The 12,105-nt window shown below is 64.6% G+C and carries 9 protein-coding genes; 7 read left to right on the top strand and 2 right to left on the bottom strand.

Features of this window, described 5'->3' with window-relative positions; genetic code table 11:
* Positions 1-5: 5 nt before the first annotated feature.
* Entirely contained in the window at positions 6-1,364 is a 1,359-nt protein-coding gene (locus OJB03_RS04825) for a class II 3-deoxy-7-phosphoheptulonate synthase (protein WP_263785668.1), read from the bottom strand.
* A 198-nt stretch (positions 1,365-1,562) separates the two neighbouring features.
* On the opposite strand from OJB03_RS04825, the gene OJB03_RS04830 reads away from it, so the two are divergent.
* The 3 genes from OJB03_RS04830 (at position 1,563) to OJB03_RS04840 (ending at position 5,970) form a co-directional block, all read left to right on the top strand.
* A complete protein-coding gene (locus OJB03_RS04830; RefSeq protein WP_263785669.1) occupies positions 1,563-2,300 on the top strand; it encodes a response regulator transcription factor in 738 nt (245 codons plus the stop codon).
* A 142-nt stretch (positions 2,301-2,442) separates the two neighbouring features.
* On the top strand, positions 2,443-3,915 hold the full coding sequence (locus OJB03_RS04835; RefSeq protein ID WP_263785670.1) for a sensor histidine kinase: 1,473 nt from the start codon (positions 2,443-2,445) through the stop codon (positions 3,913-3,915).
* Positions 3,916-4,122: 207 nt separating this feature from the next.
* Complete coding sequence (locus OJB03_RS04840) at positions 4,123-5,970, top strand: spondin domain-containing protein (RefSeq protein WP_263785671.1); 1,848 nt, start codon at positions 4,123-4,125, stop codon at positions 5,968-5,970.
* A gap of 103 nt (positions 5,971-6,073) precedes the next feature.
* Here the strand turns inward: OJB03_RS04840 and OJB03_RS04845 are convergent, their stop codons facing one another.
* On the bottom strand, positions 6,074-7,579 hold the full coding sequence (locus tag OJB03_RS04845; protein ID WP_263785672.1) for a carboxypeptidase M32: 1,506 nt from the start codon (positions 7,577-7,579) through the stop codon (positions 6,074-6,076).
* 219 nt (positions 7,580-7,798) lie between these two features.
* Here OJB03_RS04845 and OJB03_RS04850 point away from each other — a divergent pair, with 219 nt between their 5' ends.
* The 4 genes from OJB03_RS04850 (at position 7,799) to OJB03_RS04865 (ending at position 12,081) form a co-directional block, all read left to right on the top strand.
* Positions 7,799-8,095 carry a hypothetical protein gene (locus OJB03_RS04850; RefSeq protein ID WP_263785673.1) on the top strand — a complete coding sequence of 99 codons (297 nt, stop codon included), beginning with the start codon at positions 7,799-7,801 and terminating at the stop codon, positions 8,093-8,095.
* A gap of 584 nt (positions 8,096-8,679) precedes the next feature.
* Positions 8,680-9,612, top strand: a complete 933-nt coding sequence (locus OJB03_RS04855) for a CPBP family intramembrane glutamic endopeptidase (RefSeq protein WP_263785674.1) — start codon at positions 8,680-8,682, stop codon at positions 9,610-9,612.
* Positions 9,613-9,752: 140 nt separating this feature from the next.
* Entirely contained in the window at positions 9,753-11,321 is a 1,569-nt protein-coding gene (locus tag OJB03_RS04860; protein WP_263785675.1) for a DUF5687 family protein, read from the top strand.
* Positions 11,322-11,550: 229 nt separating this feature from the next.
* Complete coding sequence (locus OJB03_RS04865) at positions 11,551-12,081, top strand: hypothetical protein (RefSeq protein WP_263785676.1); 531 nt, start codon at positions 11,551-11,553, stop codon at positions 12,079-12,081.
* The last annotated feature ends 24 nt before the right edge of the window (positions 12,082-12,105 follow it).

The following is a 12,105-nucleotide window of genomic DNA, read 5'->3' on the forward strand; positions in this document are numbered from 1 at the left end:
CGGGCCTACCCGTGCAGCTGGCGGTACTTGCGGACGATGCTGAAGGCCATTTCGAGAGACTGCTCGTAGTTGAGCCGCGGGTCGACGTGCGACTCGTAGGCCCGCCCGAGGTCGGCCTCGCTCAGCCCACGAGCCCCGCCGATGCACTCGGTCACGTCCCTGCCGGTGAGCTCGAAGTGCACGCCGCCCAGGTGCGACCCCTCGGCCGCGTGGACGTCGAGGGCCTGTTCCAGCTCGCCCAGGATGTTGTCGAAGTGGCGCGTCTTGGTGCCGTCGTCGGTCGTCTCGGTGTTGCCGTGCATCGGGTCCGCGATCCACAGGACCGACTGGCCGGTGGACTGGACGGCTTCAATAAGTCCCGGCAGCTTGTCGCCGATGGCATCGGCCCCCAGACGAGAGATGAGCGTGAGCTTGCCTGGCTCGTCCTCGGGGTCGAGCGTGCGGACCAGGGTTTTGAGCTTGGAGGGCGTCATGGCCGGCCCCACCTTGAGGCCCACAGGATTTTCGATGCCACGGGCGTACTCCACGTGGGCATTCTCGATCTGATTGGTGCGCTTGCCCACCCACGGCAGGTGCGTGCCGAGGTTGTAGATGCCGTCCTTGTGTGGAACGGAGCGGGAGAGGGCCTCCTCGTAGGCCAGCAGCAGCGCCTCGTGGCTCGTGTAGAACGTGACGCTTTCGAGGGAGTCGAGCTCCTGTTCGGTCACGGCCTCGACGAAGTCAATCGTATCCCCGATCGCGTCGACGAGGGCGTGGTACTCCTCCGCGAGCGGCGAGTGGTCCATGAAGTCGAGGTCCCAGTACTCCGGGTGCCGGAGGTCCGCGAAGCCCCCCTCGGCGAGGGCCCGCACGAGGTTGAGGGTGAGGGACGAGCTGGAGTAGGCCTCCACCATCCGTTGCGGGTCCGGATGGCGCGCCTCCGCCGAAAATTCGGGGCCATTGACGATGTCGCCCCGGTAGCTGGGCAGCGTCGTGCCGTCGCGCGTCTCGGTGTCCGAGGAGCGCGGCTTGGCGTACTGCCCCGCAAAGCGCCCGACCCGCACGATGCTCGTGTTGAGCCCGTAGGTGAGCACGAGGCTCATCTGCATCAGAATCTTGAGCCGGCCCGTGATAACGTCGGCCCGGCAGTTGCCGAACGACTCGGCACACTCGCCGCCCTGCAGCAGGAACCGGTTGCCCTGCGCGGCCCGGGCAATCTCCGCCTTGAGGTTCTCAACCTCCCACGATGTGACGAGTGGCGGGAGGGCCGAGACGTGGTCAAGCTTCTCCTCCAGCGCCGCCTCGTCGGGATAGGTGGGCTGCTGGAGGGCGTCTTTTTCGCGCCAGGAGTGAAGCGACCAGTCCTGAATGGCAGGCTCAGACATAGGCAAGAGGATGTTCGTACGACAGTGATTACATGCACAACGAACCCCGCCGCGCACACGTTTCTGAAAATGCGGGTGGCGACACAGGCCGGAGATGAGGGGAATAACCATTCGCGCCGCGTCCCTGTAACGATACGTACTACTTGACCGACGAACCTGAAGAAGAACCTGTTTCGCAAACCACCAACCAGTCTGCTCGTGACGACCACTGCTGAGAAACGCATTCTGCTCGTCGAAGACGACGACGACATCGCGGATCTGCTGGAGCTGCACCTCACCGACGAGGGGCACGCGGTCGAGGTGGTTGGGGACGGCGACGACGGGCTGGAGCGCGCGTTGAACGAGGCGTACGACCTGATTGTCCTCGACATCATGCTGCCCGGCACCGATGGCTTCGACATCTGCCGCCGGCTGCGGCAAGAGAAGTGCCCGACGCCCGTCCTCATGGTGACGGCCAAGACCGAAGAGGTGGACAAGGTGCTGGGACTGGAGCTCGGGGCCGACGATTACATCACCAAGCCGTTCAGCATCCGCGAGGTGCTGGCCCGAGTGAAGGCCATCTTTCGACGGGTAGAAGTCGATCAGGAAGTGCAGGCGGAGGACGAGGGGACTCCCATCGAGCTTGGGGAGGTCGTGGTTGAGCCAGAGAAGCGCAAGGTGACGGTCGGCGACGAGCCCGTTGACCTCACGAGCAAGGAGTTTGAGCTGCTGCTTCTTTTTGCTCAGCACCCGGGGCGTGCCTTCAGCCGCGACGAGCTGCTGGACGAGGTGTGGGGCTACCAGTATAGCGGCTACAGCCACACCGTGAACACCCACATCAACCGCCTCCGCAACAAGATTGAGCCGGACCCCTCCGAGCCCCGCTACGTGAAGACGGTGTGGGGCGTGGGCTACCGGTTTGCCGAGCCGGAAGAATTGACGGCGAGTGATGCGTAAGGAATGACGACCGGTACGTGAAAAGTGATGGGTGAGCGTCTCCGAACCCATGCTCTGATCCCCAGAACTACGCACGCTGTCGTCCTCGGCCCCCATTCGCTTCGGCACTCTCGTTTCACATCCCCACGCATCAGCCTTCCCCATGCTCAACAGCTTCTACGCCAAGCTGAGCGCCCTCTTCCTCGTGCTGATCGTGGGGCTCGGGGTCATCCTTGCCACCTTTGGGGTGCGGGCCGCCGGGCAATACGCCAACGAGGTGGAGCAGAAGCTCAACCGCACCCTGGCGGAGGAGATGGTCCCCCGCTTCGAGCCGCACCTGAAAGACAGCATCGACACGGAGGCGATCGAGGCGACCATCCAGGACATGACCGGCATCAACCGGCGCATCGAGATCTACCTGCTGGAGCGCGACGGGACCCTGAAGGCGTCGTTCGCGGTGCCCGACGCCCGGATCGAGCAGCGCCGCATCGACCTTGCGCCCGTGCGCCAGTTCATGGAGGGCGGGGACCTTCCCGTACTCGGCGACGACCCGATGGCCGCGGGGACGGGGAAGCCGTTCTCGGCCGCCCGCATCGAGATTATGGGCAATGCGGGCTGCTACCTCTACGTCATTCTGGGTAGTGAGCAGTACGCTTCGGTGGCCAGCATGGTGGGGGAGAGCTACATCCTGCAGACGGCCCTCTGGGGCCTCGGGCTCGTCATCCTCGTGACGGCCGGGGTGGGCCTGCTGCTGTTTCGGCGCCTGACGCAGCGCCTGCGGGCCATGCAGGACGCAGTGGCCGATTTTGAGGCGGGCGCGTACGGGCGCCGCGTGGACGTGGCCTCGAACGACGAGATCGGGCGGCTTGGCACGTGCTTCAACCGCATGGCCGACAACCTGGAAGAGACCATGGAGGAGTTGCAGCAGGCCGACCGCATGCGGCGTGAACTGGTCGCGAACGTGTCGCATGACCTGCGCAGTCCCATCGCGTCCATTCAGGGATACCTGGAGACCGTTCACATGAAGGACGGCGATCTCGCCTCGCAGGAGCGCCAGCGATACGTGAAGACGGCTCTCCGGAATACGAAACGCCTCAACACGCTCGTGAACGAGCTCTTTGAGCTGTCGAAGCTGGAGACGAAGCAGGTCGAGCCGACGATCGAGTCGTTCCCTATCGCCGAGCTCGTGCAGGACGTGGCGATGCAGTACGAGCCCCGGGCCGAGGGGCAGGCGGTCGACCTGCGCCACGACCTGCCGGAGCGCCACGCCCGTGTGGAGGCCGATATCGGTCTCGTGGAGCGGGCCCTGTCCAACCTCATCGACAACGCCATCCACTACACCCCCGAGGGAGGTGAGGTCCGCGTTCGGCTCGACAATGGGCAGGGAGAGGTCTGTGTGGAGGTGGAGGACACGGGGCCCGGCATTCCGCCGGACGACCTGCCGCACATCTTCGAGCGCTTCTACCGGGTCGACAAGAGCCGGGATCGGGACAAAGGGGGGGCGGGCCTCGGCCTCGCCATCGCGAAGACGATCCTGGAGCTCCACGAGCGCACCCTGGAAGTGGACAGTACAGTGGGAGAGGGGACTATTTTCCGGTTCCGTCTACCTGTAGAGGAAGATGTGCAACCGGCGTGACGCCCGGCCGGGGAAAGACGCGATCGCGAGGGTGCTTTTATAGAACTGTTAGACTTTGTGATGCGGACGTGAGAAGATCTGCGTCTTCCGTGACGATTTTCGTCCGGACGACGGGGAAATTAGGCATGTACTTTTAGGAGGAGGCCCCCAAAGGAAGCCTCCGCTCATTTCGCATGCTCTTCCTTCTTCCGATCCGCACTCAGCATCATGACTTTGCATTCGTCTCCAGCACGTCTCGTTTTTGCGCTCTTGTTGATTGCCGGGGTCGGGGGACTCCTCATTGGATGCGACTCGAATGGGGGCATGTCTGGCCCTGAGAATCAGTCGCCGTCCGCAGGCATCTCCCTTGACTCTCGCAGTGGACTGACCGCCGCCCTCAGCGGTGCGGGCAGCGTCGACGAGGACGGTGAAATCACATCCTATGAATGGACCTTTGGCGATGGGAGTAGCGGGTCCGGCGAAACGGTCGTCCACGAGTACGACAGCGATGGCACGTATACGGCTGAACTGATTGTCAGCGACGGCGAAGGAGCGGCGGACACCACGCAGATGGACGTGATGGTGAGCCGCACGCCGACGACCTTCGACGTGACGATTGAGAACGTCGGGGGCGTGACGCCGATCACCAAGAGCGGTGTGTTTACGCCCGCGGATGAGGCCACCGGCAACAACATGCCGCCGCTCACGCCGGGTGAGGCATTCGAGTTTTCCTTCGAGGTGGGGCAGAGCGAGCTTCCCCAGACCGGAATGGCTCTTTCCTTTGCGTCGATGTTCATCCAGTCAAACGACGCCTACTATGCCTTCGGCCCGGGCGGGTTGCCGCTCTTCAAGGAAGGTGACGACCCCAACACCGACCGCGACAACACCCCCATCGGCCTGAACGGCCCTGACAACGTGACTGATGAGGTGGGCCTGTACGACGCTGGGACGGAGGTCGATCAGCAGCCCGGTGCTGCGAGTAGCAACAACCAGGCACCGCGCCAGGACGCCTTCGACCAGGGCCCGAACGAGAACGGAACGGTCACGCTCATTGAGGACATCAACGAGGATGGTGATCTTGAGGATGACGCTAACGGCAACGGGCAGTTGGACACAGACAACAACGAGTTCAAATATCCGGCCACTGACGATGTGCTCGACGTGACAGTGAGCAGCCAGATGGACGACGAGACCGGAAGCATCCAGTTTACCGTCCGGATCGAGAACACCGGGGGCCCGACGACTGTCAACGGGGCGCCCTTCGTGATCTCCCCGGGCACCTTTGCTGCCCACTTCGACCAGACGCCGGGCGGCGACGAGGTGGCCTTCCCAGGGCACAACGCTGGCCAAGGCGCGGCCGCGGGACCGGGCATCGAGGCCATTGCCGAGGATGGGCGGCCGACGGGGAAGCTCGACTCGGATACGAAGCCCGGTGAGCCCGCCGGTAACCACTTCGCGACGCTGAGCGGCCTCACCGGCGTCACGGTGCCTCTCTCCCCGGGAGCATATGCCGCTCATACCGACGCCGTTCAAGCGTTTGCGACGGGGGAAAGCGCCTCCCCCGGCATCGAGGGCGTCGCAGAAGACGGCACGCCAGGGACCCTTGGGAGCGAGCTTGAGGCATCAGGAAGCGACGATATCCGGGACGCGGGTGTCTTCAACACGCCCGATGCCGCAGGGGAAGCAGGCCCGCTCGCACCGGGCAACAGCTACTCCTTCGAGGTCGACGCGCAGCCCGGCGAGCGCCTCTCATTCGCGACGATGTACATCCAGTCGAATGACCTCTTCTACGGCGTTCAGCCGGAGGGGCTGCCGCTCTTCTCCAACGACGCTCCGCTGAATGGTGCTATGACGGAGGAGGTGATCCTCTACGACGCGGGGACTGAGGGCGATGAGGAGCCGGGGACCGGTCTCAACCAAGCCCCGCGCCAGTCTGGTGCGGACACGGGGCCGGAGGGTGAGGGAAGCATCGTCGAGGTGACCAATACCGACAGCGATCGCTTCCTCGAAAACGATGGGTTCGCGTACGAGGAGACCGAGAACGTGGTGAAGGTGACGATCACGCCGCAGAACTGAGTGGAGGGGTCGGTCGACCAAGCAGGCACGATGTCCACATAGGTCCCCCTCTCCCGCCCGGTGGCTGTTTGGCCGCCGGGCGGGCGTGTTTGGGGCGGTCAGTTTATGACAGGCCGTACAGGCCCCCGAATTTCTCGTGGGCGTACTCCAGCCACGGATCGGCCGACAGGTTGTCTCCGGTGGCGCGCTCCAGGATGCCCGGCGCGGTGAGTTTGCGGCCGTGTCGGTGGACACGGGCGCGGAGCCAGTCGAGCAGCGGGGCAAAGTCGCCGTCGGCAATGTGCGCCGGCAGGCCCGGCAGGTCGTCCTCGATGGTGTCCATGAGTTGGGCCGCCGTGAGGGTCCCGAGCGTGTAGGTGGGGAAGTACCCGAAGGCGCCCTGCGACCAGTGCACGTCCTGCAGCACGCCGTTGGTGTCCGTGTCGGGCACCACGCCGAGGGAGGCGTCCATCGCCTCGTTCCACCGGCTGGGCAGGTCGTTGACGGAGAGGGCTCCGTCGATGAGGCCGCGTTCCAGCTCGAAGCGGAGCATGACGTGCAGGTGGTAGGTCACCTCGTCGGCCTCCACACGAATGAGGGACGGCTCCACCCGGTTGATGGCACGGTAGAACGGCTCCAGGGCCACGCCGCCGAGGGCGTCAGGGAAGTGGTCTTTCAGGGCTGGCAGGTAGTGGCGCCAGAACGGGCGGCTGCGGCCCACGTGGTTCTCCCAGAGGCGCGCCTGTGACTCGTGGATGCTGAGCGAGGTCCCGTCCCCCAGCGGCGTGCGGGCGAGCGACGGGTCGATGCCCTGTTCGTACAGGCCATGCCCGGCCTCGTGGATCGTGGAGAACAGGGCCGACCCCACGTTGTCCTCGTCGTAGCGTGTGGTAAGGCGCACGTCGTCCGGCGAGAAGGACATCGTGAACGGGTGGGCCGACACGTCCTGCCGCCCCCGGTCGAGGTCGTACCCGAAGTCCGCGATCACCGACCGCCCGAAAGCCCGCTGCTCGGACTGCGGGTAGGTGCCGCGAAGAATCTCATTATTGATCTGTGGCGCATTGTCGATGGTGTCGACGAGGGGGACGAGGGCGTCGCGCAAGGTATCGAATAGCGTCACGACCTCGGCGGTGGTGCGGCCCGGCTCGTACTCCGTCAGGAGGGCGTCGTACGGCTCATTCTCGTAGCCGATGGCTTCGGCCTTCTCCACGGACAAGTCCACGAGCGTTTCCAGGTGGGGAGCAAACCGCGAGAAGTCGTCGTTCTGCCGGGCTTGCTTCCACGCCTGTTGGGCCTGGGACTTGGCCTTCGACAGCTCCGCGACGAGCGACGACGGGACGCGCACGGCCCGTTCGTAGTCGCGGCGGGTGACGCGGATGAGCGCCGCGTCGGGATCGAGCGGATCGGTGTCGTCGACGGCGTCGGCCGCTTGGTCGAGCAATACGCCGGTCTGGTCGTCCACGAACCGCTCGTGGGCGGTGGACTGGAGGGTGGAGAGTTGCTGGGCCCGGGCCTCCGCGCCGCCGTCCGGCATGTGGGTCTCCTGGTCCCAGGTGAGCACCGCGGCGGCAGACTTCAGGTCTTCGATGGGGGCGAGGTGAGTGCGGAGATCCTCGACGGGGGTGGACATGGAGCGGCAGAATGGTTTACGGAACATGCTTGAAAACGAACGAAAGGGAACTGATCGGGTGCCGGTGCGGACCGGGGACACAGGTCGAATTGGATGGGCCTTCTCAAGAAGGGAGGGCTCTCAAAACGTCTTTTCCTATCGAAACATTCGGTGAAAGAGGAATTTCTCTTCTAGGACTTCGTCTCGTCCTCTCGCTAGAGCAAAGCGTGTCGGTCCCCGATGGCAGATTCGATCCCGGAATGGCACGAGATTGATTTCTGGAGTTCGTATCCGATCAACTGGCCGGCCCTCTGGGCCATCGGTGCACTGATGGCTGGCGTTGTCGGGATTTCTGTTTGGGGGGCCGACTACTGGGGCGCGGGAATGGTTTTGGGAATTGGGATTGGAAGCGGATGCTTCATGTGGGCCCAAATGCGGGAGCAATGGGGCGCCGAGGCCAGTGGGTGGCGCTACGCAGGGTTCGGGGCGTATGGACTCGTGACGCTGGTGCAAATCGTCCGGCTGATTCTGGTCTGAGGACGAGTCAGGGGCGGGTGCGTGCCGGAAGGAGTTCATGCTGATGCATCGTCACGCCAACGCGCAGGGTCGTTGCCCGAGACCCGGCCGTTCAAATTTGAACCGCTGTGCCTCGCTGGTCGGTGTTCCATCATTGCCTCCGGGTCTGCCGGGAAGCTAGTGCTGGCAGGCGTCTTCTTGAGCAGTGTCGTGCGGGAAGTGGCCCCGAAGCCGATCCATTCCTCCTAGTGGTAGAAGGCCTGCTCTCGTTCGGGCGGGCTCATGCCGCTGTATGGGTCGTGATGGGCCCCGCCCCGGACTCGGGATGGATCCGCGGCTCCGTCAGTCCCTGCGCTTTGGACGTACACGCTTCGGGAGGGGATGGCGGCAGTCACCGACGCCGCGTCGACGTTCCGGGGGCGGTCACGTGTCGTCTATTTCTGGGATGAGACCCGCTGCTCTGCTCGTCGCGGCGGTCGTGATCGAGGCGATCGACCCGAACGGCAGCCTCGTTCGAGAAAAGCCTCCCGGCGTTGAACCAGCATCAACGAGTTCTATATGTTTTGTCCCAGAAATTTTTCACACTCACTTCGCCGTGTTCCATCATGACGTTTCTGTCCGAAGGGAAATCCCTAGAAGGAGATGCGAACGAGCCCCCAGATGCAGATTTCGATTCCTCCTCGACGGCCCTGGCCCGCATTCGCGTGCGTCACCTTGCCCTCTGGGCCGCGTTCTCGCTTTTCGGGGTGGTGGGGCTGCTGATCGCATTCGGGCTTGAGCCTGGGGGGGACGTGTCGGAACGCATGTTGGGGATGGGTGTCATCGGGCTTATGACCGTCGGGTGGCTCAGTTATGCCCTTTGGAAACAGGAATTGGACTTGCGCGCGCTGTTTGGCCCGCTTCCGTCGTGGCCCTCGGCGTGGGGACTCGCTCTAGTCGGCGTTCTTGCGGTCGATCTTCTGAACAGCGCCGAGTTTCACCTGCTCGTTCCTTGGCTGGAGCAGGTCGCCCCCTGGCTGGCCGACCGGTACGTGATGAATGCCGTGGAGGCGCCCGCGGGAGCGAGTGCGTATCTTCGCCTGATTGCCTCGGTCGTGATTGCGGCCCCACTTCTGGAAGAGTTCCTCTTCCGAGGCGTGGTGTATCAGCGCTGGGCCTACGCCTGGGATCGCCCGGCCCTCGCGCTGGGGGCTGCCGCCGTGCCGTTCGCGTTGCTGCACGGCCACGTTCTCGGTGCATTTGTCTTCGCGGGGGTGACCACGCTTCTCTACCTTCACACTCGCAGCCTTTGGGTCCCCATTGGGATGCACGCCGTCGGGAACGCGAGTGCTCTACTCGGGGGGATTCCGACGGAAGCCGGATTCGAGTTCGTCACAGGTGGGGCGCGTACCGGGGCCTTCGGATGGGCCTGTCTGGCCGTGTCGGGACTCCTCCTGGCCTGGTTCCTCAGGCGGTGCGGCCCGGCGCTTTATGAGCCGCTTCCGTACGCCGCGCATGAGCGCGCTGCGAACCGGCCGCGCGCTGCCCAGAATCCGTAGTGCAACAGCACTGCCGTGGGCGTCTCCTCACGTGGACATCGACCACGTTCGCCGTTGGGGCTGTCGTGGAGCCCGCGGCACCGGGGGCATCGACGGTGCGCAAGCCCGTCCAATCGCTTTTCCCAAACAGGGGGTGACCGGTGAGCTATTTTTCCTTGCTCCGCCACCAGTGGCATGCCGTGGGTCCAAGAGCGTCTTCGGCACGAACGGCCCTGCAGATCGGAGGGGCGGTCTTCCTTTTGTTGCTTGTGGCGGGGGCGGGCGTGTGGGCCGAGGCGTGGATCCGAGCATTTCGGCCCGGCGCAAACCCAGTCCGGTGGGTAAGCTCGCTGGGGCTTCCGCTCGGGGCGCTCTATGTCGTCGGGCGCAGCTACCAGTCCCCGCTGGGACTGCGGCCGTATTTGCCTCTCCCCGTCCGGTCGACCCGGCTGGTCCGCTTCGCGCTGACATATGCCCTGCTCCACCCGATCAATGTCGTGCTTCTCGCGCTCGGTGTGGGGTTCTGGGCGCAAACCGTGATGCCGGCTCACGCCTGGGGGGCGAGTCTAGCGTACGGAGGGGGCGCGTTGCTCGGACTCGGAAGTGCCACTCATCTTGCTCGTCTGTTTGCGCGAGCCCTGGCGCGGCGTCCGCTCCGGGTCGCGCTGCTCGTGGCGGGCGGAGGACTGGTCGGGTGGGCGGGCGTGGCCACAGGAACGGTGCCTGTGCTTGCCTACTCCGAGTGGCTGTTTGTCGGGGGGCTGGAGTTTCGCCCAGTGCCGATAATGCTCCTCGCCGGGACGTACGGCGGCGCCCTGATGCTGCATCGGCGCCACGTGCGGCGGCGTCTCTCCCTGGACGATACACGAGGCGAGCGGAAGGCAGGCACGGACCCGGCTGGGGAAGAGGGCGACCCGCAGCCGACGGCGCCGGAGGTCGGAATGTTGAGTCGGGCCATAGACCGTCTACTGCCGCTCGGGAGTCAACGTGGCGTGGACAGAGGATTCAGAGATGCGAATTCCAAAATCTGGGCGCTCCTAGCGGTGGAGTGGCGCCTCGTAAGCCGCAACCGGCAGCCGCGACGCCTGGGTATATTACTGGCCTTCCCCCCGCTCGTCGCCCTCATTGGAGGCCTCGGGGCCGCCACCTCGGGAACGATGGCCTACGAAGGATCCACACTCTTCATCTGGGGCGTCACCGTTGGGGGCTGGGTGGTTGACTACGGAGGGCGGCTATTCGGGTGGGAAGGAGCGCGTCTGCAGGGAATTCTGACGCGGGAGGTCCAGGTTCGAGAGCTGCTAAGGGCGAAGGTGGCTGCGCTCGTGCTCGGCACGCTGGTGCTCTGGGTCATCCCGCTTCCGGTCTTCGCTCTGGTGAGCCCTGCGGCTCTGGGGCTCCACGCCGCATTTTTGGTCTACATCCTCGGCTGGGGCGTGCCTGTGATGGTCGTGACGGCCCCGTTGGCCCGGACTCCCATCGACCTCAATAGTCGCGGGGTCTTCAGCGGGACAGGCCTTGGGGGACGATACGTCAGCACGATCGCCCTCCTGTGCCTTCCGGCGGTCGGGCTCTTCGTGTGGGCCGACACCACGTTCCGTTTTGCTTTGGGCCTGGCGATTCTTGGCGGCATCTCGGGCCTCCTCACGCCCCTGTGGATGCGTGTGCTCCGGGTTGCATGGCGACGATACCGACACGACATGCTGGCTGCCTTTCGTGAGGCGGACAGGTAGGCTGTGTTCTACATCGTTATGGGGGCAGAGGACATCGGACACAGGGGCGAAGACTCTGTCTGCCGCTCTGCCCGAGGAAATGGGTCGAGATGATCCGGGGGCGGAGTGGAAAGTCCGTCTGTCTTGACCGAAACATTCAAGAGTCGAGAAAGATGAAGTTCTGGCGTTCAATTTGGAGATCCTGTGTAGGTGCAGACCCGCGCACTCCTGTCCCAGCAGCTTGTCCGTCATGAGTTCTCGCGCGAACGACCAGGGGGGCGAGGTGCCCAAACGTCCCCGTACCGAGGACGCAGAAGTATACCGCTACGGGAGGCCCTACCGGTGGCTGGCGTACAGCGCAGTAGGCGTCACTGCACTTTCCCTCTGTGCTGTTATCTGGGCGCTTTTCACGACTGGAGGGGCCGATGTGAACTGGGGAGCGTACGCGGGTCTCGCCGGTGGGCTAGGGGGGGCGGCCGCAACGGCCCCCGTACTTCTCTCGGAGCTGTACCTGACGGAGGATCGGCTTCGCAAAGAGTGGTCGCTCCGGCCGAACCGGGAGGTGTGCCTTCACGACGTGCGTCGCGTCTTTATCGGGGGAGTGAGTGTTGAGCTCTACGTCGACTCCGACCACGATCCAGACCTCACCTTCAACCGAAACGTGCAGGACGGCGACGATCTGATTGAGAAATTGGTCGGCCGTCTGCCGGCGAGTGCGCGGGTCGATCATCCTTCCGGTGAACTGAGCGAGCGGCTAGGGGAGCGGTGGACCGCGGCGTAGAGGCGCCACTCCATTCCCGCCGTG

Origin of the sequence: Salinibacter grassmerensis, from assembly GCF_947077765.1 — a bacterium.
GTDB classification, from domain to species: domain Bacteria; phylum Bacteroidota; class Rhodothermia; order Rhodothermales; family Salinibacteraceae; genus Salinibacter; species Salinibacter grassmerensis.

What these genes read in the sequence shown, in the direction of transcription:
- OJB03_RS04825 (WP_263785668.1), bottom strand. Translation starts at nt 1,364, where the DNA reads ATGTCTGAGCCTGCCATTCAGGACTGGTCGCTTCACTCCTGGCGCGAA.
- OJB03_RS04835 (WP_263785670.1), top strand. Translation starts at nt 2,443, where the DNA reads ATGCTCAACAGCTTCTACGCCAAGCTGAGCGCCCTCTTCCTCGTGCTG.
- OJB03_RS04840 (WP_263785671.1), top strand. Translation starts at nt 4,123, where the DNA reads ATGACTTTGCATTCGTCTCCAGCACGTCTCGTTTTTGCGCTCTTGTTG.
- OJB03_RS04845 (WP_263785672.1), bottom strand. Translation starts at nt 7,579, where the DNA reads ATGTCCACCCCCGTCGAGGATCTCCGCACTCACCTCGCCCCCATCGAA.
- OJB03_RS04850 (WP_263785673.1), top strand. Translation starts at nt 7,799, where the DNA reads ATGGCAGATTCGATCCCGGAATGGCACGAGATTGATTTCTGGAGTTCG.
- OJB03_RS04855 (WP_263785674.1), top strand. Translation starts at nt 8,680, where the DNA reads ATGACGTTTCTGTCCGAAGGGAAATCCCTAGAAGGAGATGCGAACGAG.
- OJB03_RS04865 (WP_263785676.1), top strand. Translation starts at nt 11,551, where the DNA reads ATGAGTTCTCGCGCGAACGACCAGGGGGGCGAGGTGCCCAAACGTCCC.